The organism is Marinihelvus fidelis (assembly GCF_008725655.1).
Lineage (GTDB): Bacteria > Pseudomonadota > Gammaproteobacteria > Xanthomonadales > SZUA-36 > Marinihelvus > Marinihelvus fidelis.
In genome coordinates this window covers 64,272-88,750 of sequence record NZ_VYXP01000001.1, presented here as the reverse complement: position 1 = coordinate 88,750, position 24,479 = coordinate 64,272, and the positions used below count along the sequence as shown (strand labels likewise).

At 64.6% G+C, this 24,479-nt stretch carries 16 protein-coding genes; 3 read left to right on the top strand and 13 right to left on the bottom strand.

Features of this window, described 5'->3' with window-relative positions; genetic code table 11:
- Positions 1-3 precede the first annotated feature (3 nt).
- The 8 genes from F3N42_RS00380 to F3N42_RS00345 all read right to left on the bottom strand — a co-directional run bounded on the left by F3N42_RS00380 (position 4) and on the right by F3N42_RS00345 (position 14,546).
- Entirely contained in the window at positions 4-432 is a 429-nt protein-coding gene (locus tag F3N42_RS00380) for a hypothetical protein (RefSeq protein WP_150862392.1), read from the bottom strand.
- 35 nt (positions 433-467) lie between these two features.
- Complete coding sequence (locus F3N42_RS00375) at positions 468-2,759, bottom strand: transglutaminase domain-containing protein (RefSeq protein WP_150862391.1); 2,292 nt, start codon at positions 2,757-2,759, stop codon at positions 468-470.
- The gene (locus F3N42_RS00370) at positions 2,759-4,249 is read right to left on the bottom strand and encodes a peptidoglycan-binding domain-containing protein (protein ID WP_150862390.1); all 1,491 of its coding nucleotides are present in this window, start codon (positions 4,247-4,249) and stop codon (positions 2,759-2,761) included. The genes F3N42_RS00375 and F3N42_RS00370 overlap by 1 nt, the downstream gene beginning before the upstream one ends.
- Positions 4,246-4,839, bottom strand: a complete 594-nt coding sequence (locus F3N42_RS00365) for a peptidoglycan-binding domain-containing protein (protein WP_191621132.1) — start codon at positions 4,837-4,839, stop codon at positions 4,246-4,248. Before F3N42_RS00365 ends, F3N42_RS00370 begins: the two co-directional genes overlap by 4 nt.
- 69 nt (positions 4,840-4,908) lie before the next feature.
- Positions 4,909-10,302, bottom strand: coding sequence for a VWA domain-containing protein (locus F3N42_RS00360; RefSeq protein WP_150862388.1), 5,394 nt, complete (start codon positions 10,300-10,302; stop codon positions 4,909-4,911).
- A gap of 62 nt (positions 10,303-10,364) precedes the next feature.
- Positions 10,365-12,992 (bottom strand): serine/threonine-protein kinase, encoded by a 2,628-nt coding sequence (locus F3N42_RS00355; protein ID WP_150862387.1) that lies wholly within the window; start codon positions 12,990-12,992, stop codon positions 10,365-10,367.
- Between the two features lie 10 nt (positions 12,993-13,002).
- Positions 13,003-13,575 (bottom strand): ECF-type sigma factor, encoded by a 573-nt coding sequence (locus tag F3N42_RS00350; RefSeq protein WP_150862386.1) that lies wholly within the window; start codon positions 13,573-13,575, stop codon positions 13,003-13,005.
- A gap of 86 nt (positions 13,576-13,661) precedes the next feature.
- Entirely contained in the window at positions 13,662-14,546 is an 885-nt protein-coding gene (locus F3N42_RS00345) for a hypothetical protein (RefSeq protein ID WP_150862385.1), read from the bottom strand.
- Positions 14,547-14,637: 91 nt separating this feature from the next.
- Here F3N42_RS00345 and F3N42_RS00340 point away from each other — a divergent pair, with 91 nt between their 5' ends.
- The 3 genes from F3N42_RS00340 (at position 14,638) to F3N42_RS00325 (ending at position 17,187) form a co-directional block, all read left to right on the top strand.
- Complete coding sequence (locus F3N42_RS00340) at positions 14,638-15,189, top strand: DUF7010 family protein (RefSeq protein ID WP_150862384.1); 552 nt, start codon at positions 14,638-14,640, stop codon at positions 15,187-15,189.
- Positions 15,190-15,441: 252 nt separating this feature from the next.
- On the top strand, positions 15,442-15,975 hold the full coding sequence (locus tag F3N42_RS00330; protein ID WP_191621131.1) for a BON domain-containing protein: 534 nt from the start codon (positions 15,442-15,444) through the stop codon (positions 15,973-15,975).
- Between the two features lie 24 nt (positions 15,976-15,999).
- A complete protein-coding gene (locus tag F3N42_RS00325) occupies positions 16,000-17,187 on the top strand; it encodes a hypothetical protein (RefSeq protein WP_191621130.1) in 1,188 nt (395 codons plus the stop codon).
- Positions 17,188-17,214: 27 nt separating this feature from the next.
- Here the strand turns inward: F3N42_RS00325 and F3N42_RS00320 are convergent, their stop codons facing one another.
- The 5 genes from F3N42_RS00320 to F3N42_RS00300 form a co-directional block, all read right to left on the bottom strand.
- Positions 17,215-17,994: an outer membrane protein gene (locus F3N42_RS00320; protein WP_150862380.1), complete on the bottom strand. Its 780-nt coding sequence runs from the start codon at positions 17,992-17,994 to the stop codon at positions 17,215-17,217.
- A 45-nt stretch (positions 17,995-18,039) separates the two neighbouring features.
- Entirely contained in the window at positions 18,040-19,242 is a 1,203-nt protein-coding gene (locus F3N42_RS00315) for a cation:proton antiporter (RefSeq protein WP_150862379.1), read from the bottom strand.
- A 126-nt stretch (positions 19,243-19,368) separates the two neighbouring features.
- A complete protein-coding gene (locus F3N42_RS00310) occupies positions 19,369-20,529 on the bottom strand; it encodes a DUF819 family protein (protein WP_150862378.1) in 1,161 nt (386 codons plus the stop codon).
- A 13-nt stretch (positions 20,530-20,542) separates the two neighbouring features.
- Positions 20,543-22,102: a serine hydrolase gene (locus tag F3N42_RS00305; protein WP_150862377.1), complete on the bottom strand. Its 1,560-nt coding sequence runs from the start codon at positions 22,100-22,102 to the stop codon at positions 20,543-20,545.
- A gap of 63 nt (positions 22,103-22,165) precedes the next feature.
- On the bottom strand, positions 22,166-24,400 hold the full coding sequence (locus F3N42_RS00300; RefSeq protein ID WP_150862376.1) for a TonB-dependent receptor: 2,235 nt from the start codon (positions 24,398-24,400) through the stop codon (positions 22,166-22,168).
- Positions 24,401-24,479 lie beyond the last annotated feature (79 nt).

The window sequence follows — 24,479 nt, the reverse complement described above, 5'->3', positions numbered from 1 at the left end:
TGCTTACGGGTCCGCGTTGACCCAGCCCTCGAAGTCGGCGCGCTGGCCGTCACAGTCCATTTCACCGGCGAATGTCGCCTCCAGGGTCTTCTTGTTGTCATCCTGGATGTCGGCTTCCACGGCACCGGTGTTGTTGCATTTCGTGCCGTCCGGCAGGGTCAGGTTGAACAGCACCGACGCCGGCGCACCATCCGGCGACCGGCTGACCGTCATGCGGAATTTCTGCGTCGCGCGCTTGCCCGGCTGTTCGCCGTAGGCGCCGCCGGCGATGGTCAGGTTGGTCATGACGGCGGTCGACGACAGTACTTCGCCGGCGACTTCGCCCTCGATGTCACCCGCGTAGGTGAATTGCCATTCCAGGTCGGCGGCCGAGGCCGCGAGCGCGGTACCCAGGCCGGTCACCAGCGTAAGAACCTTCAGGTTAAAACCCATGGAATACCCCCTTTAATCGTTTCCAGTTTGTTGTTTCAATCAGAGAACGCCGAGTCGCAGACATCCGGAATGGGGATGAGCATGCGATTGGTGTCCAGCACCATGCCGGCGATCACGCCCATGGCGCCTTTCAACTGCGTGCCGATGCCAAATGTGAACAGCGCCAGGCCGGTATTGGCCACGGCACAGCAGGTCGCCGCGCCCACGGAGGATGTCTGGGTGCAGCCGTACATGCCATAGGCATAAGCACCCAGTGAAAACGTCAGGCCGATGACGTACTGCGCCATTTCGCCGCCCTGCCCGTCGGCAATCTGCCCCAGCGTTTCGCCCGAAGCCGGGTCAACACGCCACCAGGCGACCAGGTCCTGCGCCGGCGGTCGTGACGGGGTGACCAGGTAGTAACCGCGGTCGATCTCGCGCGCCATGGCGGCCTGGATGTCAGCCGAGTAACCCACTTGTGCCAGCGTTGCCCGATCGGTCACCGCGATGGTGTCGATGCCCGCATCCCGCGCCTGCTCGAAAACCTTGTCCGTACTCAGTTGTGAGTCGCCCTCCAGCAGCACGCCTTCCACGCGGGTCTCCCAGATGCCCGACTGCAGCGCCACCCACGGGTCGATCACCGGCACATCACCGGCCAGGCTGACCGCCCGGCGCGGATTGCTGACGATATCGATGGACTCGACCCACTCGTCCGGACCGCCCAGGCCCTCGCTGTGGATCACCAGCGCGGGGCCGGAGCGGAAATTGCGGTGCTGGTCGCCAATGCCGCCGGCAGCATCAAAGACCGTGAACAGGCCCAGGTGACCGGGCCAGCCCGGCGGCAGGCCGGCCATCGCGTCCTCGTTGGGCTCTTCACCCTTGACCAGGGCCACCGTGGCCTCGATTCCGGGCCGCGATGCCTGGTACTGCCGGTAGGCCGCGTCGACCACGTACCCACGTGCGATCTCACCCACCTGCACCATGAACGTGTGCCGCCGCATCAGCGTGCGGACATCATCACTGTCAGTCGGCTCCAGGTCTGCCGGCGGCTCCCCGCGCGCGCGGGCATCGGCGCCGATGCGGTCCATGGTCATGCGTCGGAACACCTGCTCCTCGCCGTTGGGCGAGACCAGCGTGAACTCGACCCACTGCCCGGTCAGCATCGGCAATGCCGCGTTGGGGTCGATATCCAGGGTGGCACCGGCCAGGCTGTCGCCCAGCGTGGCAAACAGGCCCGCTGCTGGGCTGGCCGCGGCCATCGGGTCGATCAGGCTGGCGCGGTAGTCGAAGAACCGCCCGCCGGGCGCCATCTCGGAGCCGAAGCCAGGCACGAAAGAGCGCGCCTTCTGCAGCAGCTCTTCCATGTTCTGGCCCAGGGCGCCGGACTGCAGCATGGCGTCCGGCACGTTCGTGAATGTCAGGGGCACGCCGACCAGGTTGGCCACCGGCCGTTCCCAGGCCGCCGTGATCGGCAGGGCCTCGATGGCCTGGCCCTGGGTTTTCTCGATAAAGACCTGGAAACGCAGCTTGTGCAGCAGGTCGTCCGGAATCTCGTCGGCGATGTGCTGGGTGGCTTCCAGGGCGGACAGGGGCGCTTCGCCCTGGAACACGGGATGGAGATCCTGCCAATCGGCGCTCGGCGAAGGCCGCACCTGGACCCAGAAGTAGTCACGGGCGTCCTCGACCAGTGCCTGGTTGAGCGACGAGACATCGAACGCGGCGCCGGCCGCGTCCAGCGTGCCGCGAATCCGGGCAGAAATCGTCTCCAGCTCGGCGGCCTGCTGGTCACCCTGGACACCCACCCGGTACGGCGCCTGGATGTAGTCACGGTAAGCCTGGATCTGCTCGTCGGAAAGCGGGTCGTCGCTCCCGCGCCACTGGTTCAGCACCTCGACCATGGCCGCCGCGTTGCCCATCGCGGGCGCTTCACTGACCGGCTGTCGCAGCGCCTGCAGCACCAGTAGCGCCTGGTCTTCACTCAAACGGGCTCGCGCCATGCGCGCGTCGTACCCGGAATCGCGCATCAGCCGCGCCAGCAGCACCGACTGGTCGGCGGCGTTCCCCGCGCGGCTTAGTAGTGTGCCCTGCGCACCCCGCATGATGCCGGGATACACCTGGTAGGCGACGTGGTCGCGAACGAACTCGAAAATGGCGACCTCGTCGTAAGCCAGCTCGTCCAGCAGCGCGTCCAGCTCAAACGCCGGCCGGTACAGTTCCTGGTTGATGGCCCCCATGAAATCGGAGACGCGCTGCAGCGATTGCTCAACCTCCGGCTCAGCGCCGGCACCCTCACAGGTGCCCGCACCGGCCAGCAGCAACGCCAGGGCCATCACGGTGGCCCTGGCCATTACTGCGCGTCCACTTTCGCCGACAGCACCCCGATCAGTTGTGGTGAGACCTCGCCGGTCACCGGCAGGCCGTTTTCGGCCTGGAACTGCGAGATCGAGATCATGGTGGTGGTGTCGATGTTGCCGTCGGTGTTGCCGACGTCGTAACCCAGGGCCTGCAGCATCTTCTGCGCGCTCTGTTCCAGGCTACCGGTACTCATTGCGGCCGAGCGCGACGCGCCCGATGCGCTGGCGGCAGCCGGTGCAGAGGCGGCGGCCTGGTTGCCTCCGGCGGCGGCACCGCCAAACAGGCCGCCCAGGCCCATGCTCTGCATGGCCTCACGCTGCTCCGGGGTCATACTTTCCATGGCCTTGTTGAGCTCGGACATGGCCTCGTTCATCGACGCGGCGGCCTCGGCCTGGTCGCCCTGGTTGCCACCGCCCATGGCGGCGTTCATGGCTTCGTCCATGGACTGGACGTTGTAGCCCTCGGGAATGATGGTCCGGGCGCAGGCGGCGTCATCAAACGAGGCCAGCTGCACGCTCTCGACCACCGAGTGCGAGTCGCCACCCATACCCATGGCGGCGGACACCGTGGTGCGGGTCTCCATGGGGATGCCGTGCTCGACGATGCCGGCCATGGATTTGAGCATGCCGCTGAAGAAACCGGCGCCCTGGCCATCCTCGGCGATGCCGGCAAGGTTGTCGTAAAAATCACTGACGATGCCGACGCCGGGGGCATCGGCGGCGATCCACGCGCTGCCGGTGGTCGTCACGCGGGTCATTTCAGACAGGCCGCCAAACATGCCGGCCATGGCCTCGCCGCCTTCCATCTGGCCGAAGATGCCGTCGCCGGCGCTGATGCTGTAGTTGAAGGTGTATTCCTTCACGTCATAGCCCACCCGGGTGCCGGTCTGGCCACTGGGGCTCATCTGCAGCGCGGTGGCCTCGCCCCGGCCGGTGACTTGCTGCACCTGGCCAAGGTCGTAATTCATATCGATGGTCTGCGCTTCGCGGGTGTTGTGGTCGACGATCTCCATGATGGCCTCGTTGGCGCTGGGCACCAGGCGAATGGCCATGCTCTGGCCGGCGGATTCCATCCGCATCATGCATTGCGTGTACTCGATGACGAAGGGCGCCGTCTTTTCACCCTCATCAATGGGGTCGTTGCAGACCTGGTCCATGGCATCGCCCATGGCCTCGCGTGCCTGGGCCGCGGTATCCGGCGGCGCGCCGATCCGGGCCATCTGGTTGGCCAGTTCGACCTCGGCGGCGCCGGCGTACATGCCGGCCATGCTGGCGGCGTTGCAGATGTCCTGCAGGCTGATGTTCTGCCCACCCATGTTGCCGGACGGGTTCCCCATGGACTGGGAGTCAGTCATGGTGCCGGTGACGATGACACGCTGGTCGGCGACGGCGCCGGCAGCGCTGGTCGCCAGGGCGATGGCGGTCGCCATGGCCAGTGAACGAGGGCGGGGAAAACGGACGATCGCGCGGGTATTCTGCTTCATGGGTTACGGCACTCCTCCATGTCGCTTTCGGACAGTCCCAGGTCCTGCGCCGCACCCTTGACGTCTTCATAGGTGGCGTTGGCGTCGTAGGCCTGGCCGGAAGCGGTCGAAATGGTCTTGGCCAGCTCGCCACTGCCATAGCGCGAACTGGAACGAGATACGGTATTTAGGATACGCATAAATGCGCGTTTCGTCTTTTGTTGTTTCTGGCTGGCTTCCACTTTCTGCTGCAGGCAGGCCTGCTGGCGTGCCTGCAGGTCCGCCCGCGGGTTGCTCTGCGGGCTGGTCGCGGCGACGGTGGCCGGGGCCGGGCGACCGGTGGCCGGCTGGCCCTGCTTCTTGATGGCGGCCCGAAGGGCGCCCACCAACTGCGGGCTGACCTCGCCGGTGACATCCAGGCCCTGCTCGGCCTGGAACTTTGATATCGCGATTACCGTCTGGGTGCCGGCATTGCCATCGATGGCGCCCACCTCGTAACCCAGCGTCGCCAGGTCCTGTTGCGCCATCTTTGTCAGGTCATCGGCACCGGCCACTGGCACCAGCACCAGGCCCAGCAGCAGCATCATGATCATTCCTGCTCGTTTGCCCATCATTACACCCCCGTTGATGTTCACGTGGTTTCATGGGCAAGTGCGCATTGGCGGCGAAAACCCCGACATTCAGTCGATGACAATGTCCTGCTGGTCTTCACCCAGTACGGTGATGTCTTCGAAGACCTGCGCGGGCTCTGTCGCGACGATGACGCGGTAGATACCCGGCTCCAGTTCCACGGCGTCCCCGCCCACCTGGCCGCTGGCCACTTCGTTGCCGCCGGCATCCAGCACCCGGAACGGCACCCGCAGCGCCTGCGCCAGCGCGCCACTCAGGCCGGCCTGGTCCGCGGCGCCGAAGTAGCGGCCACCACCGGCCGTCGCCCAGGCCTCGAACTGCGCTGCCAGCTCCGGCTCGTCGATGGCGAAGCCGACAATGTTCAGGGTGACGTTGAAGCCCTTTTCACGCAGGGACTCGACCACCGCAGCCGGGTCGCCATCGCAGGTTTCTTCGCCGTCAGTGACCAGCACGACGGTGCCAGCGGTTCGGCCGCCCAGGTCGCCGGGAACGGCAGCCAGCGAATCGGCGATGGGCGTGCGCGCCAGGTTCATGGCCTGGATTCCGGCGATCTTCTCCGCTGCCGCGGCGGGGTCGAGCGGCCCCAACGGGATTTCCAGGTCGGTACGACAGGAATCGACTTCGCGATGGCCGAACACCCGCAGGGCCACCGGGGTGCCGGCGGGAATCTGCTCCCGCACGGCCTCGGTCAGCACCTCGCGGGCAACGGCGATGCGGCGCTTGCCATCAACGCGCTGCAGCATGGAGCCGGAGGCATCCAGGATCAGCGCGATGGCAGCGCCGCCGGAGCCCGGGCCGTTCTCCCCCCGAAGAACATTCAACAACCCGGGCCCGGGGGCCTCGTTAAACTCGGTGTTTGCGGTCAGCACGTACTCGGCCGGCCGGCGCATCAGCGTGGCGGCACGGTCGTAAGCCACTTCCATTTCGCCGTCGTAGCGCAGCTGGCTGAAATGGCCGGCGTTAACGCTGGACCAGTCGCGCATGACGTCCAGGTTCCAGCGCGAATCACCCGCGACCTGCAGGCCGAATATCCGCGGCCTGGCCTCGTCCATCTCCGGCCAGGCGCCGTAGTTCGGCGTCGTGCCGCCATCGGTAATGATCAGCACGGCCTTGGAGCCTGCCCGTGGCGCCAGCGCCATGGACGCGCCCTTGAGCGTCGTCAAAGCGGCACTGGAGCCAGTCCCACGGTCATATTCGTTGAGCGCAGTCTGCAGGATGTAGGGTTGGCCAAGCCATTGTTTTAACAACGGCGGGGAAGAAAACGGCATCAGGTTGACCGCCTCTCGACCGGGCACGACCTCGCTGGCGTAAGCCACCAGGGTGTTGCGGATCCGCGGAATCAGGGAAGCCACACTGGGGCTGGTGTCCCAGGCGAAGACCACGTTGCGGGGTGGTTCCTCGACGTTCAGCCAGGCGCTGCCGCCGGGTTCGAGAACGGCCTGGAACACGTTAAGGTTGGCCTTGGTTCGCGGGTCGATACGCCGCAACGGCACCGGGTTACCGGCCTCGTCCTCCAGCGCCAGAATCGTCCTGACAGTGTTTTCGCCACTGAGGTCGATGGTCAGGGTGTTGTGATCCGCTGGCAGGGTAATGCGGTACCAGTGCGCGGTGCCGGTTTCCAGCGACACGCGGCCGCGGGCCGGTTTACCGGGTGCCAGCGGGGCAGCCCGGTCACGTGAAGTGTTGTCCGAAGTCCATTCTTCGGGCGTGGCGGGAACACCGGCCTGGTGTTCGTAGTACGCGCGATAATTGATGTCGCCCCACTCGGACAGCACCGAGCGGTACTCGACATCGATGGGTCGCTCCCAGACCTTGATTTGCTCGGGTGCAAGCGCGCTTTTCCGGTCGGGCTTGAAGCGCGCGGCGACGCGGATGAATCGAGCCCACTCGGGCCGGGGCAGAACCACCTCGGCATGATTCTCACCGTCAACAATATCAACCTCGCCCAGACGCACCCACGGACCCGACGGCGATTCCAGGCTGCCCATGACCGTCAGGTGGTCGAAGCCGTGCTCCTGGCCTTCCAGTTCGATCCATTCCACCCGTGCCACCTGGGCGGTGCGGTTCCGTTTGAAGCCGATAACGTAGTCCCGCGTCGCCCAACCGCGCGGATAGACCGTTTCCTTGTTCCCATCGACCTCCAGGATTGGAGCCGGGCCACTCGCGGACAGCGGGATCTGGCGAACCACGTGCCCGCCCAGGTCCAGCTGTGCGATGTCGAAGCCCTGGCCACCCGACAGGTCAAAGCCGGGCTCCAGGACCACTTTCCATTCCCCGGCCTGGACGGCATAGCAGTAACTGGCTTCCTGCCAGATCGCGTCGATGCGGAGCCTGGCAAAGCGCGCCGGCACCGACCTTTCCATGGCGAATGACTGCTCGGTCATCAACGGCGGCACATCGACACTCAGCACCGGCTCCCATTCCACCCCGTCATCGGACACCAGTAATGTGACCTGGTGTGCCATCTGGAATGCCTTGTCGATGCCAAAATGGTTCAGGGCAAAACCGGCGACCGGAAGCGGTTCGTCACCCGGCAGGTCCAGCGACCACTCGGGCATACCGAGGGTGTCGCGGCGGCAGGAATTGAACGCGTTTTTGCCACCGAACAGTACGTCGTCACGCATATATCGATCACGCCCCACGGGATTGGGGCTATCCATCCACGTAGCGCCGAACGGCGCCCATGCGGCATTCAGGCCACCGCGCAAGCCTTCGGCAATCGGCCAGTCCAGGCGCGACCCAACGGGCAGCACATCACGGTCTACCGCGATGTCCCGACCGGTTTCAACCTGCCGCCTGGCCGGATCACGCGCCACGGCGCTGATCCGCACCGGGCGGTCGGCCCAGGCATCGTCCGGTACCAGCACGGTGACCGGCACGACCCGTTCCGCGCCTGCAGGTACCGTGACTGCAGTGTCCTCAAGGTTGACGTGCCAGCGATGATCACTTGTGGCTGCCTCCAGTTCCACCGCCAGCTCAGCGTCGCCGGTATTGGTCACCCGCAGCTCGCCGGGCAACTCCTGCCCGAAACGCCGGAACGCCGCCACGGTATCGGCTTCGAATGTCATGTCCAGCATGGCCGGCAGGGCCTCGGTAACCGCTTCAATTTCGCCATTGGGAAATTCGACGGCCAGCCGATACGTAGCGCCCGAGGAACTCACCATCAGCCGTTGCGCGTCGCCGGCCGGCACCTCGGCCTGGTAACCGCCAAGTTCAGAATCGTACGAAAGCTGCGTACTGGCGTGAAACGCCGTGCCCAGCTTCAATTGCCGGATGGGCTCCGGCGTCATCACCCGCAGTGTCACGGGGGCATCGAAAGCCGGTAGCTGGTAATAGTCCCAGTCACCCCAGTCGCCGGCTCTGCCTTCGAGCACCAGGTCCGCAGGCAACGGGGCGGCCAGTGGTACGGCCTTCATACCGTTCGGTTCGCAGTCGGCGGGGCAGGAAAACCGTGGCAGGCGCTCCAGCGACAAGGTGTACTCGGCGTCGCTGGGCACTTTTGCGTTGAGCTTCACAGAATAATCGCCGGGCGGGAACAGGCCCTGAATCACCAACGGTTCCCCGGGTCCGTCACGCCGGCCGTTACCCATCAGGGCCGAATACCAGTACATATCCATCCACACGTGCCCATCCGCCGGCGGCGTCAGTGTCAGCCGGATGTGGTCCTCGCCAGGCAGGAAGAACCGGTACCAGTCGTGGTCGACATCATCGGCCAGCAGACCATTGCGCGTCTGACCAAAGGCGAGCCTTTGTTTGTTGGCCGAGTTATTGGGCTCCAGCTCGCCATCCGGATCAGGTGGGCCCAGTGGACGGGCCAGCACGGTGTACTCACCGCCGGCCTCTTCTTCCTTTGCAGACAGCGACAGGTAGTGCGTGCCCGGCAGCAGGTAGGTATCTTCAAGCCGTACTCTGCGGCGGCCCTTGTCGACCCGCTGGGAGGCCCGCTCTTCGCCGGCACCGTTGAAGTACCTCACTTCGTGAAGGTTGTCGCCAATAACCTGGAAGCGCCACAACTGTGCCTCGTCGGCGATCTGGAAGCGGTACCAGTCGGTATCCGCACCATCAAACTGGCCCTTGATCCGCAGGTTTTCCGGAACACCGGTGGCGAACGTCCTGTAATCGTTGGGCTCAGCTTCCACGCCCGACTCGATTGCACCTAACGTTTGCATCGACAGGGAGTACTCGGTTTCGTCAGCGCGCGAAATACTGACACCCCATTCGCCGGGCGAGAGTTGCAGGTTGGTCAACTCGACCGGCGACACCTGGCTGCGGCACTGGGTTGTCGTCCAGTCGGCATCAAACAGGCACACTTTCATGCTTGCCGGTGGATTGGATTCCACCCGGAAAGCCAGCACCTGGTCGGATGTGGGTTCATCGATCTCGAAGCGAAAAATGTCGGCAGAATCGGAACGATTGATTCGCCCGACCACCGGCTGGCTGAACTCCACGCGGTTGGCGATCTCCTTGGTGTTGTTAGGTTCGGCCTCCTCACCCTCTACCCGCTGGCCGGCGGCGGTCGCAAACACCGCCTGGATGAAGCCGGGTTCGGACGTTGTCAGTTCCAGGTACCAGGTGCCTGGCGCCGGCGCAAGCCCGGGAAACAGGATCCGCCCGTGGCTGTCGGTTTTGCCATCAACCAGGGCCTGGCCTTCCCCGTCGACCAGTCGGGCGCGCAACGGTCGACCGATCGGGGACCTGATTTCGATGTCCCAGCGTTGCGTAGCGTCATGCTCGTTGAAGGTAAAAGAGTACCAGGCGGTCTCCAGCGCCTCGTAGGTAGCGAAATAGCTGCCCAGGCGCACGGACTGCGCCTGCTCTCGCTGTTCGCGCCCGCCAGGGTTGCGGCTGACGGTCAGTGAGCCGCTCTCACGGATCAGGAACTGCCATGCGCGTGCACGCCCAGGATTGGAATCGGCGGCCGGCAACTCGTTGGTGATCGATTCATTCACGTCACCCGCTTCGTCGCCGAACGACAGCGTCGCCATGGGCGGGCGGTACACGCCGCCACCCTGCGACGGCCCACCCGCGTAGGCAATACCCAACAGGTATTCGCCGGGTTCGAACAGTTGTTTGCGATGGATGGAGGGCGTGACGCCGTCACGAGTACCCATCTTCATGATGGTCTGGTACGACTCGACCCCGGTACCGTCCTCGGTCATTTCGACCTTGACCAGGTCCACCACGGTCAGGGCGCCGGGAATCCCGTGCAGTTCAAAATCCCAGGTCTTGCGGGCATCATCATCGGTGACGGTCCAGATAAAACCGTCCTGGTCCTTGTTCACCATGCTGCCGTAGAGCTTTACCGGACCGCTGATGGGGTTGGCGTCCATCGGCGTGTCGTTGGGTTCGGCTTCGTAGACCGTGGGCTGGGCCAGGCTGTCGGTCACGACCAGCGCCCCGGTAAAGGTCAGTACTCCGAAGAATAGAAACCTGAGCTTCGTCACCTTGCATCTCCAACGTTCGTCATACCCAGAGTGCGAACTCGAGGGTAAAACCCCGACATGGCCTACTCGGCGATACCGGCCCGGGCCAGCGCCGCGCGGCACTCGTCGAGGTGACGGGCCTCCATGCCGGGGATGGCCTCGAACCCGGCCAGGCCCTGGCGCACCCTGGCCTCGCCCGCTTCCAGCTGCCCCTGGCGCAACTGCGCATCACCCACCAGGCAATGAACTTTTTGCCATGCGGGATGGTGCTCAGGGACGTTGCCTTGCAGGAGCAACTCTGCCTGACCTGCATGAAAGATCAGCGCGTCGACATCACCCCTGTCCGCGTGGATCGAGGCCAGGGTGAGATGCGGGTATCCCAGCAGCGGGTTGCCGGGCAGCAGGACCTGCTGGTAGATCTCGGCGGCCGTGTTCAGGTTCACCACGGCCTGGTCAATCATGCCCAGCCGAAGCTGGATCGCGCCCAGGTTCTGCAGGCCGTCGGCCAGGCTGCGGCTGCTTTCACCACCCGCCCTGCGCCGACGTGCCACCACGTCGGACAAGACGTCCTCGGCCTCCTCGTAGCGACCCATCCCCATCAACGACATCGCGTGGTTATTCATTACCGAGACAGTCTGGCCGTGCAGCGGCCCCAGGCGCTGCTCATAGCCGGGCACCAGGGCGTCGTAGAGTTCGATGGCTTCTTCCAGCCGGCCCATGTCGGTGAGTAACGAGGCGATTTGCAGGCGATTGGTCAGGGTCCATGCATGGGTTTCACCCAGGCGCTCCAGGCGAATGGCCAGCGCACGCTCCATCATGGTCATGGCCTGGTCGAACTGCCGGTCCACGGCGAGCTGTTCGCCCAGGTCGATCAGCGCAAAACTGAGTTGTATCGGGTCGGGTGACGGCTCCGTGTCCAGCAGCTCGACGGCCGCCCGGGTATGCGCAAGGGCGACATCCGGTGAACCGTATCGGCGATGCAGGTAACCCAGGTCCTTCTCCACCGTGGCCCGTTCGACCACGGCGTCGGGCCAGTCGCGGGCCAGCGTATCGCGAATCTTTTCGATCTCGGCAAGAAATGTCGCCGTGTCCAGGTCGCTCGCGTCAGCATTCAGCAGCTTGTGGCGCGACATCAGCACCCGTACCGGATCCGCATCGGGCAGGGATGCCAGGGCCGCCAGCTCGCCACGGCGTGCCTGCCCCGCCGCCTCACCCTCGCTCAAGCCATCCCAGACATCGGCGACCACGCCGTACAGGTCGGCCTGCAGCGCCGGGCGGCCGGCCAGCTCGTGGCCGATGATCTCGTCGGCACCGGCCAGGGCGTCGCGGATGCGGGCGTCGGCACCGCTGCCTTCGTTATTGAACGGGTCGGCCTCGGTCATGAAGCGGACCAGCACATTGCGGGTTTCTTCGGCACGTTCCAGCGCATCCAGTGCCGCAGCTTTCTCGGCCTGCAACTGGCGGTTGTAGTGCGCGACCAGCAGCGCCCAGACCGACAGCGCCACCAGTGCGAAGGCGATGGCACTGGTGACCAGCGGACGGCGGCGGACGAACTTGCCGAACATGTAGGCGGCACCCGGTGTTCTCGCCTGCACGGCGCGATGTTCGCGGTAGTTGTCCAGGTCGGCCAGCAGTTCGGCCGCGGAACCGTAGCGCTGCTCGGGGTCGGCGGACAGCGCCTTGTGAATGATGCCATCCAGGTCGCCCCGCAATTCCGCTGGCGGGTAGGGCAAGTTGGCCGCGGTGGCCACTGTGCTGGCGCGGCGTTGCGGGGCGCCCCTGTCGTCAACGCCCATTGCGTGCCTGGGCCGGTCCACGCCGCACAGAAGGGTGACCATCAGCAGGCCCAGCTGGTAGACATCGGTGGCTGTGGAGACCGGGCCACCCTCGCGCTGCTCGGGTGCCGCGTAGGCCGGTGTCATCGGCCGCACCATGTGCTGCGTGCGCGCGCTGAAGCCCGGCTGCGCCTGCGGATCCAGCCACTTGGCGATGCCGAAGTCGAGCAGTTTCACCTGGCGATCGCGGTTGACCAGGATGTTGGATGGCTTGATGTCGCGGTGCACCACCAGGCGGCGGTGTGCGAAGGCCACGGCCTCGCAGACGCTTCTGACCAGCGCCAGTCGGCCGGCCAGCGGCAGCGCCTGCTCACGACACCAATCGTCGATCGGCTGGCCATCGATATATTCCATGGCGAAGTACGGCAGGCCATCATCGGTGACGCCGCCATCGAGCATCACGCCGATATGCGGGTGGCGCAGGACGGTCATGATTTGCCGCTCGGCCAGGAAGCGGCGCAGCACGTCGTCCGTGTCAACGCCGCGCGACAGCACTTTCACGGCGACCTGCTCGTCCCACTCGCCATCGGCACGGCGGGCAAGGTAGACCACCGACTTCTGCCCGCGCCCCAGCACCGATTCGAGACGGTACGGACCCAGTGTTTCGCCACAACGGTCCTTTGGCGATGCGCCGGAGGGCCGCCAGCCATCGTCGGTCAGCATCTCCGCCAGCATCCGGTCGCGAGCTGCGCTGGCCTCGTTTTCGAGAAAGCCCTCGCTGGCCGTGACGTCGGTCAGCAGCGCGACCAGGGAATCAGCCAGTTCCGGGTCATCGCGGCGCAGGTCGGCCAGTGTGCGCTCCCGTTCGTCGGGCGCGGCATCCAGCAAACGGTCGAACCACGCGTCGAGTGTCTCGAAGTCGCGCGGGTCGCCCATCGCGTCGCGCTCAGCCCTTCTGCTCGCGCAGCTGGCTCACCAGGTAGGCGCGCGCCTTGATCCAGTCGCGCTCGACCGTGCGGGTGGACAGTTCCAGCACCTCGGCGGTCTCCGGGATGCTCAGTCCGCCGAAGAAGCGGTACTCCACCAGCTCAGCCAGCCGTGGCGACTGCCCGGCCAGTGCGTGCAGGGCCTCGTCCAGGTCAAGCAGGTCGACATCAAGACCGGGGTCGATCAGCGTCGACTGCATCTCGGCGATATCGTTGGCGTCGGGGCTGCGCTTGCGGGCCGTGGACTGGCGCGCGTAATCGACCAGCACATGGCGAACCACGCGCGAGGTCAGCGCCTTCAGGTGTGCCTCGGTCTTCGGCTGCAGCGCGGCATCACTCTCGGCCAGGCGCAACCAGGCCTCGTGGACCAGCGCCGTGGTCTGCAGGGTGGCGTTGAAGCGTTCGTGGCGGTTGTGGGCGTGGGCGATACGCCTGAGTTCGTCGTAGACGGTGGCGACCAGGCGATCCTGCACGGATGCCGTTTCACCGGGGCCAGCCGTTGCGGTGTCGACCCGTTGTTTACTTGCGTCCACGACGTCTGCTGCCCCTCAACCCGTACAGTGCGACTAGTCTGCAATCAATGCCGGCCAAAGACAAATGGCCGGCTCCCGGGCCGCCGCTACTGGCGGAACCAGCTACGGAAATCCAGCGTAATCGAGTTGAAATCGCCACTCGGCTCGAAGTTCCAGGTCAGGCCAATGCGCTCCACGGCAAGGAAGCCCCAGCGGAACTCGCCCGTCGACGGCCCCATCGCCAGGCCCACTTCGACCGTGTCACCGATGGCCTTCAGCGCATTGCTGTCACTGCGCAGCCCGAAGTCGGCCGTGTCGTCGATGGCGCGGTAGCCCGCCTGCATGAACAGGTCGAGCGCCGGCCCTGACACCGGTTCCAGGGGCAAGCGATACTCACCACCGGTGTACAGCGTCCACAGCCCACCCGAGCGCCCACCCTGGGGGTCAAAGCCGGCATATCCCGCACCAACCATCAGCGACAGGCGCTGGTCATCATCGAGCCAGGTCCGGCTTTTTAAGCCACCGTAATAGATCCAGGCCTCCGGCCCGTCGCCGATGCTCACGCCGCGCCCGAAATGCAGGTAGGGCCGCAACGACCAGCGCGCCCCCATCGGGATCTCCGCCTCGATACCCGGTGTGAAGCTGAAGGTGCCGAAGTTGTCCGGATCGATGATGCCGGGGTCCAGGTCCAGTTCGAACAGACCCAGCGAGCCAGCCCAGTTGATGTACCAGCCTGCGGCCTCCAGCCCGGTGCCACCGGCATCGACCTCGCGCAGCGTCTGCGTGTACGGCGCGTAAATGATGAAGGCATCACGACCGTCCCCCAGCGTGTACCAGCCGGTCCCCAGCACGGGCGCGAGCGCCCAGTTCACCGGTGCCTCGCTGTCCAGAAGCTCCGCGCCCTCCTGGGCATGCACCAGGCTGCCAGGCAGCCAAAGCGCGGCGAACCACAAAGTGGAAGCCTGCAAAAGTGATGTGACCTGGCGTTGCATTACGGACAATGACCTACGGCCTGCGCGAGTCGTGATTGGGAGGCGTATTCTAACTGCCAGCACGGAATTTAAAGGCCAGGGGAAACTCAACATGATCGACGCCACGCTGACACTCGAACAACAGAAGCAGGCCTTTGAGCACCGACGCTTCCTGGCCATGCCACTGGCCGGCACCATCGCGTGGGCCGTGATCGGCCTCATCGGTGCCGTCGCGAGCCCTGTCGTGGCAGTGTGGGCCGTTTTTATCGGCAGCGGCTCGACCGTCTACCTGGGCATGGCGCTGTCGAAGTTCACCGGCGAAGACTTCCTCGACAAGTCAAAGCCCAAAAACACCTTCGACCGCCTGTTCTTCATGACCATCGTCCAGGCACTGGCCGTCTACGCGATTGCCATCCCCTTCTTCCTGGTCGACTACACCTCGCTGCCGATGACCGTCGGGATCCTGACCGGACTGATGTGGATACCGTTCAGCTGGCTGGCCAGCCACTGGATCGGCCTGTTTCACGGCCTGGCGCGCGCGGGCCTGGTGGTCGCGGCCTGGTACCTGTTCCCCGACCAGCGCTTCGTAGTGATCCCCTTCATCATCGTCGCCATCTATCTCGTCACCATCGTGGTCCTCGAGAAACGAGCCCGTGACGCGTGACGCGTCACGCGACAAGGCTCCAGCCCACGACCACCCACGTCAACTCCTTTCGCGTAATCTGCGAAATTCGCGAAATCTGCGGTAAAAACCTGTTGGAGCCCACCTCCCAAAACAAAAATGGGGCGCCCACCCGCCGCAAGCGACGGGACAGGCGCCCCGGTCCCCCCTTCGGAACTGAATACCAGTGGCCCAGTCGAAAGTTGGTGAATTAAACTACGGGCCATCCAACCCATGCCCGATGGAGTGAATGACATGACCAGATTCTCCCGTTTTATCGCCTGCGCATTGCTCGCGATCGCATTGCCGGTGGCCGCGCAGGACAGCAAGACCGCGGGCGATGTCGTTGATGACACCTGGATTCACACCAAGGTGAAAGCCAACCTGGCCACCAACCAGGGCGGCAGCGTCAACATCGAGGTGTACCACGGCTACGTGCAGCTGGCGGCATTCACCACCAACCCTGAACTGAAGGAGCGGCTGCCCAAACTGGCGGCCGAGATCACCGGCGTGAAGAAGGTGCTGAACCGGATTTACGTGGTCGAGAGCAACCGCAGCGCCGGCACGATGCTCGACGACGGCGTGATGTCGACGAAAGTGAAGTCCGCTGTCGCTGATGGCGACCTGTCACGTGGCATCGACGTTAACGTGGAGGTCAACCGCGGCGTGGTGCTGCTGAGCGGTTTCGTCGACAGCACTGAGCAGCGCGACCAGGCCATTCAGCTGGCCGGCACTGTCAAGGGCGTCAAGAAGGTCATTAACGGCATGGACCTGAAACCGGCCGACTGACCCGCGACGACGACGGTAGCCCCGGTGCAGGCAGGCTATGGACTTGTCCGACAGGCCTGCCGGCTGGGGCTGGTTTTGGCACTGGGGCTGCCATGCGCCGGGCAGGCCGAAGGCCCTGAAACGAAACGCGCCGGTGACTGGGACTACATGGCCGATTTCAGGCTGCGCCTTGAGCAGGACTGGGATTCGCTCAATGGCGACGGCACGGAGCGCGACGACCGCCTCCGCCTGCGAATCCGCCTTCGCGCCGGGCTGGGATACTACCTGGGCGATCACTGGTATGTGCGCGCGCGGGTCCGCAGTGGCTCCCGGCACTCGCAGCAGTCCCCGCATATCACCATTCATGATTTCGACGGCGGCCCGGATGGCCCCTACAACTTCAATCCTGACCAGTATGTCGTCGGCTACCAGCGCGGCGGCCTGAACGCCTGGGTGGGCCGGAACGAGCTCGAATACCTGCACCAGAACGACATTTTCACCATCGACAACCTCACTTACCTGGGTGTCGGGGCCCGCGTGCGGCGAAAACTCGATGACCACTCAAGCGCGTTTGCATCCATCAACTATGTCGCCCTGCCCGTGGGCATGCGGGAATTTTCGGGCCGTGCGCTTGTGGGCCAGGTGGGCTATCAGCGTGAGTTTGCACCGGGGGAAGACGTGACCGTGGCCCTGGGCGGCTTCGTCAGCAACCCGGACCCCGATGACCCGGACAACGACGCCCTGCTGACCGACAACGGCAGCCGTGCGTACCAGTCCATGCACCTGCAGCTGCGCTACCGCACGGCGTTCCTGGGCCAGCCCACGCGACTGGGCGTCGACTACACCCACAACTTCGCGGACTATGCCGATGCCGAGCCCGGCAGCTTCACGGATGTCCACCAGGATCATGTCGACGGATACGTGCTGGGCCTGCGGTGGGGATCGACGCAGGACCCCGGACACTGGCAGCTGGGTTACGACTACGCCTACCAGGAAGCCCTGGTGGCCAACAGCTCCTACACCCAGGACGAGTGGGTGCGCTGGGGCAACGCCAACCAGGTCCGCGCCACCAACATCAAGGGTCACGAGTTCCGCGTGACCTACGTGCCAGCCGCGCGCATGAATGTCCGCGCTCGGCTGTTCCTGATCGACGCGGTCGACCTGTTCAACCCCGGTGACACGACAAAGGAAACCGGAAACCGCCTGCGCGTCGACTGGAACGTGTCGTTCTGACCCTTGGCCTGCCCCCTGGAGGCCGGCTCAGAAGCTGAAACGCCAGCCGATGGCCGGGCCGTGCTCGGCGATGTCGAACCGGAAGCGGTCCAGGCCGTCGCCATCTTCGTAGTCGAAGTCGATGTAGCGATACAACACGGTAAAGGCATTGTGCTCGGTCACCTGGTACGCCAGGCCGGCATTCAGTGACCACATCAGGTCGGAGCCCACGCCGAAGCCACCCAGGTAGCCGAAACTGGCAAACGTCCAGTGCTCGCCCATCGGCGCCTGGAAACGGGCGCCCACGAACGGGTCGATCCACGACTCCGAGCGTCGGCGGCTCTGCCCGCCGGCCGGCCCCTGGGTATCCAGCGCCAGCTTCACGTCGGTATACATGCCGCCGGCCAGCAACTCCCAGTTCGCGTTCAGTCGCCGCGTGGCGGAAACGGCGGCGGTCAGCTGCTTATTGCCGAACTCGCCGGTCACCGCCCCATTGGCCAGACTGAAATCGGATTCGAGGTCCATGTAGACCACGTCTGCGAAAACGCCCCAACCGTTTTTCTCCGCCGAATACATACCCAGAAAGGCGCCCTCAAGCATGTCGAACACATCACCGGCGTCGACATCGACATCCGCATCGGCCGGCCCGACGCCCGCGGTGCCCTCGATGGTCGGGCCCAACAGGTAAATGTGGAAGGACTGTTTCCATTCATCCTCACCACCAGCCTGCGCCCGCGTGTCGATAGGCGCCATGCCTATGCCCACCACCAGCGCAGCCAGTGCCGGCCGTACCAGGACCGAGCCTTTCGAAATCGCGTTTCCATTCATCAGTCCATTCCTCGTTAGCGGATGTCCAGGGGGCCTGGCAATCGATTATGAACCCTGCCGCGAAGCAGATATGCGGCGCGCAAGTGGGTTGGCGGTCATGCCATGCGCAACCAGGCTGAGAAACACGGTGCACAGCACCACCAGGTTCATGAGTTCAGCGCCCGGCAAACCCGCATCCAGGACCATGACGGCAAACACGATACTGGCCAGGCCACGTGGCCCGAACCACCCCAGGAACAGCTTGTTGGCATTCGATTCACCCGTGCCGGCCAGGGACAGCCAGACCGGCAGCATCCGCACAACGGTCAGGCTCAGCAGCGCATAGACAAACACTTCCCAGGTGACCTGGCCGATGACCTGCCAGACCACGGCCATGCCGAACAGCATCCATGTGAGCAATGCCAGTGTTTCGGCCATGCCCTCCGAAGAGTGCAGGACCTCGTGGGTCTCTTCACCGGCCAGGTGCCCGAACAGCATGCCGCCAACGAAGGCGGCAATGTAGCCACTACCTCCCAGGCTCTGGGCAACGGAAAAGCAGCCGATGGCCAATGCGGCCGAGGTGATCTGGCCCCAGACGGAAGACATCCAGCCGCGGTCCCAGCAGGTCCTGAACAGCCATACCCCGACCGCGGCCAGGCTCACACCCACCAACGTGCCAATACCCAGTTCCTCTGCCAGCAGGTGCAGGACCGCGCCGCCACCCGCATGGGCTTCGCTGCCGACCTCAAGGCCGACGAACAGCAGCAGGATGGGCACACACAAGCCGTCGTTAAGGCCGCTTTCGACATTCAGGCCTTCGCGCAGGCGTGATGGAACGGCGGGGTTGGTCACCACAGCCTTGCCCAGCGCGGCGTCCGTGGCCGCCAGCATGGCGCCCAGGGCCGCCGCCTCGTACAGGCTGAGCGCGTCGAACATCACGAACGCGGCGAGAAAACCCAGCAGCACGGCCCCGGGAAGGCCGATGAGCAACATGCGCGCCGGCAAGCCGTAATAACGCTTCAGAGTTCTCAGGTTGGCATTGGCCGAATCATTGAACAGGAACAACGCCAGCGTCAGGTCGGCCAGGAACCGCAGCGTGTGACGGGATTCTTCGCCACTGAACCAGCCGAGTGCGGCCGGGCCCATCAGGAAGCCGGCCGTGACGAACACCATGGGCCCGGACACCCACGACTGCTCCACCCGTTTGGCCACCAGTGAATAGGCGAAGACAAACAGCGCGATGACGGCCAGTTGTTCGTGCAATTCCATTACGGACTCCGCCAGTCATGGAAAGGTGCCCGGCGAATTCCGGGCATTGGTCAATCCAGGCCTCATTATGGTCAAGGATGGATATCGTTGCACCAGACGGGCCGTCGGTGACTGGCGAAAGGACGACTAGCCCAGCCAGGTCACCAGGCCAATGCCGATAAAGTTGGCGACGGCGTAACCGAAAACGCCCAGCAAAACCGCCGGCGCGACCAGGTCCGGGCGGCCCTTGCCGGCGGCCAGGGCGGCGGCACTGGCCGGGCCGGAGGCACAGGCGTTGGAGGCGATGACCGAGTCCATCAGGTCGGTACGCAGGAAACGGCCCAGCCCAAACACGGCGAGTGCGTGGCAGAGCACGATGATGGCCGCGTACAGCGCCAGCAGCGGCGCGGAAGTGACCATCGCCGCGACGTCTGCGCTGATGCCGATGGCGGCGAAGAACAGGTACATGAAGAACAGGCCGATGTCGTAATCACCCTGGAGCCTGGCCAGCTGGCGCGGGAAAACATTTGCCACCAGCACCGTGAGCGCCGTGATGAACAGCACCGCGTAGCCACCGACACCCATCAGGTTGGCCAGCCACTGGCCGATGCCACAGATGACGAAGGCGATGGCCAGTGCCAGGCCCAGGTGCACCAGGTCGAGGTGGGTGACGCGTGACGCGTGACGCGTAACGTCTTCTTCGTCACCATTGTCGCCGGCCGTGGGGTCGTCACGCGTCACGCGTAACCCGTCACCCGTAACCCCAAACCAGCGCCGAAACAGCGCCATCGAAGGCACCAGCGCCAGGAACGCCAGGTACAGCACGCCGACCACGTTATCTGCAGCCACCGCGGCGGTGGCGATGGACGGGTCCAGTTCAACCGCCTGGGTGACTGCGGCCATGTTCATGGAGCCACCGATATAGGTGGCGCTGAACACGCCCGCGAGCTTGGCCGAGTGCTCGCCCAGCGGCAGCAACCAGACGCCCAGTAGCGCGCCAATGGTGGTGCCCACCGCGCCCAGCGCAAATGGCAGCAGCATGCCGCGGGTCTCGGTCAGCACCCGCCGCAGATCGGCCTTGAGCAGCAGCAGCGAAATTGCCACCGGCACCAGGTAGACCCAGATCACGCCATAAGTGGGCGCCGACTTGGGCAGCACGCCGATGTTGGACAGCAGCATGCCGGTGGCCAGCACGATGGCCAGGCCGGAGACCTGGCTGCCGATGCGGGTGCGGTCGGCCCAGAAGCCCAGCGCGGCCAGGGCCGCCAGCACGGCCCAGAGAATGAACGTCCAGTCGGCCTGGATCACGAAGCGCGGCCGCTCACTGGACCTTGACCAGGTCCAGGTCGTGAAAGTCGAACGAGAAGTCCGTGTTGGGTGAAACGGCTTTCATGCGGATGCCCTCGATGTCGCCCTGTGCCCCCAGCGTGAAGGTCACGTAGGCGTCGGCGTTCAGGCGCCGGTCCTGCCAGCGAACGATGAAGGTATCGTACTGGAAATGCTCCAGCGGCCCACGGAGCGGCGCACTGCGCGGCGAGGTGAACCACAGTTGGCCGTCGTCTTCCAGGCTCAGCTCGATGGGGCCGTACCAGTCATCCCGGTAAGTGCCGGCGTAGGCGTCCAGCGGCAGGCTGGGTGTGCTGTCGGCGTTGCGCGCTTCCATGGCCTGCGCGACCACATCGTCGCCGGCCGCTCGCATCTGGCCGATCAGTTCATCGACCACGGCGATCCAGTCCGGATCGTTGGCCGCGTCATCCAGGAACAGTTCGGCGATGTCGTAGGCTACCGGCCGCGGCGCCACGGACATCTGGTTGTTGCTGACGAACACGCCCAGGTTCTGGCGCGGCCACAGGGCCAGGTGCGAGGTCATGCCCAGCAGGCCGCCGCCGTGCGAATGCAGCGGCTGGCCGTGGAAGGTCGACACGCCCCAGCCCAGTGCATAGGCGGACAGTTCGGCGCCGGCATGCTCACGCAGGAACCCCGGTGTTGATGTGATGGTGACGGGGTTCAGCAACTGGGCGAACTGGCCCGCACTGATCAGGGCCTGGCCGTCCGGCGTGGTGCCGCCTGCCAGGATGAAGTTCATCCACTTCGCCATGCTGTTGGCACTACAGATGACGCCGCCGGCCGGCGCCGCCGTGTCACCCTTCAGGCCCGTGGGGGTGACCTGGTACTCGCCGTCGATGTACATGTGCGGCACGGCCTTGTCGGCCTTTTCCGGCGCGCGCCCAAACGTGGCTGCGCAATCGTTCATGCCCAGCGGCTTCAACAGCCGGTCTTCGACGAACGACTCGAAGGACTGCCCCGAGGTGCGCTCGACCACCACGCCGGCAACGATGTACAGCGTATTGTCGTAGTCGTACTTCGAGCGGAAGCTGCTGCTGGGCTCCAGGTGCGCCAGCGCCGCGATAATCTCATCCCGGCTCGTATCCGCCTCGGGAAACATCAGCAGGTCGCCGGCGCCCAGCGGCAGGCCGCTGCGGTGCGTGAGAAGGTCACGCACGGTGAACTCGCGTGTCACCCAGGCATCAAACATGCGGAATTCGGGGATATGGTCGATGACCCGGTCGTCGAAGGACAGCTTGCCGTCATCGGCCAGCACCGCCAGCGCAGCCGCGGTAAAGGCCTTGGACACCGAGCCGATCTGGAACAGCGTGTCGGCATCGACATCGCCGCGCTTGCCAGCCTCCAGCACGCCCTGGCCACCGGCGTAGACCAGCTCTCCGTCTTTAACAACGGACACGGTGATGCCGGGCGCGTTGAACGTCTCCATGGCGCGGTGGGCAATCGCGGCAATGTCGTCGTCGGATGGGTTGGCGAAGACCGGTGTCGATGCCAGGGTGGCGGCAAGCACCACGGAACCAAGCGGGATACGATTCATATCGGGATGCCTGTAAAGAAGAAGGGGCCCGTTACCGGGGCCCCTTTAATGCCGGGAAATGTATCAGAAGTTCCAGCGTACAACGCCACCCACGGTACGCGGACGGGTGGGGGTGCCAGTGGAAATACCCGCGGCCAGCGAGTCAAAACTCGTCCAGGCCCATTCGTCGAATACGTTGGTGACGTACAGCGAGAAGTCGAACGCGCCGACGGTGACACCACCTCGCAAGTCAACCAGGTCATAACTGGGCAGCGTGATCCTGGGTGACTGGCCCGGATAGAATGTGCCGAAAGCGTCCGTGTAACCACTCATGCCGACGAACATTTCGCCCTTGTAACGCCAGGCCGCGCCAACGTAGGCCGGCAGGTTGCCCAACTGGAAGTTGTACTGGGCATCCAGAGCGGCCTGCCATTCCGGCGTCAGCGGCAGTCGCTCGCCCTTGGGGCTGCCAATCACGGGTTCGTCTTCACCCATCCTGGCATCGGTCCAGGTGAGTGAACCCGTCAGGATCAGGTTGTCGGTGAGCGCGAAGCCCAGTGCCGCTTCGACGCCGTCACTGCTGGCCTTGCCGGCATTGGCCGCAACGCTCACACCGCCTACCGAGGTCCGCACCTGGTAGTCTTCCCAGTCGATATGAAATGCCGCCAGGTCATAGGAGAAACGGCCATCGGCTGTCGTGCCTTTCAGACCCAGTTCGTAGCTGACCAGCTCGTCGGGCCGGAAAAAGGGGTCAGTGAGCGGGTTACCATCCGCGTCCAGCAACAGAAAATTGGCGCCACCCGGACGGAAGCCGCTGGCCACTCGCGCGTAGATGGACATATTGTCACTGGGCCGCCAGCGCAAGTTGGCCAGGTAGTTGGTCACGTCGTCTTCGATCTCGATGTACGGCAGGGGCGCGATCAGCGGCCCCACCGCCGCCAGTTCGACGTCGTTCGAATAATCGGTGTAGCGCAGGCCTACGCTGGCGTCGAAATCGGGCGTGAAATACCAGGTGCCCGTCGCGAACGCCGACTTTTCCTGGTAGGTCGACGGAAAGTCAACGAACAACAGGTCGGACGCCGGCGTGGTGTCCAGTCGCTGGATGTTATGGCCTTCTTCTTCCGTGTAAAACGCGCCGACGATCCATTCGAAAGTTTCGTTCGACTCGGAAACCAGGCGGAACTCCTGCGTCACTTTCTCGAAGCCCAGGTCGCCAATGAACAACGCCTTGGTGTGCGGCGCGTTGTCCGGGTAGAACAGGTCAGCGTAGGCGGCGTACGGCACCGTCAGGTCGGTTTCCTGGGTAAAATTCACTTCCTGGCTGCTGGTGACTGACAGGAACTCACCAAAGCCGGTTGAATAGCGAATGGTCAGGCCCAGCAACTCGGCTTCATATTCGCTGGGGTTCAGATCCGCCGCCCCGGTTTCGTACTCGCCGTACCACGGCTCACCCGCGGCCAGCCCCGGCTGCAACTGGTCCTGCGCGTGGTTGGCCTGTACTGTCGTCGCGCCGTCCTGCGTCGCGTTCTGGACCATCGCCTGGAAGGTGAACGACAGGTTTTCGGTGGCCTGCCACAACAGGCTGCCCGAACCGCCGTAATATTCGTAGGAATCCCAGTTTTCCTTGCCCAGGGCGACGTTATCGATATAGCCATCGTCCTCCTGGGAGAACGCGGTGAAGCTGATACCGAGAGTGTCACCGATGATCGGTCCATTGAGGTTGGCGCGGTAGAGCTGGTTGAAACCGCCGCCGTGCGTGTCGGACAGGTTGGCGGAAGCGCTCCCGGACCAGTTCTCCAGCGACGGCGCGCGGGTGTTGAATTTCAGGATGCCGCCAATGGCGCTGGCACCGTAAAGCGTGCCCTGGGGGCCCTTCAGGACATCCATGGTGCCCAGGTCGAGCAAGGTGCCATCCAGCGGCGCGGGCGTGGTGTAAACGGTGGACGACCCCACGGGAATCTCGTCCAGGTAGCTGGTCACGCCGGCCGACAGCACGGCATTGATGCCGCGCATGTAAACCAGGTTGAAATACGGCCGCCCGGAATCGATCACCGAGACGCCGGGAACGAATGGCAAGACGTCGGCCAGTCCGACCAGCCCCGCGTCGGCGTACTTGCCAGTATCGACCACGGCGACGGCGGCGGCGACATCCTGTAGTGATTCTTCGCGCCGCGAGGCGGTGACGATCACTTCCTCGAGGATGGTGTTAAGGCTTTCGTCGTCATCGCTTTCCTGGGCGATCGCGGTGGCGGAAACGCCCAGGCCGGCGGCGATGGCGCAGGCCAGGGTGGAGAGTCGGTAGCATGCTGTGCGAATCATTTTTGTATTCCCGTTGTCATCAAACTGGGGGGTGCCGCATCATGCTAATCCGTCCCCAGCCATATAATTAGGCTGATTC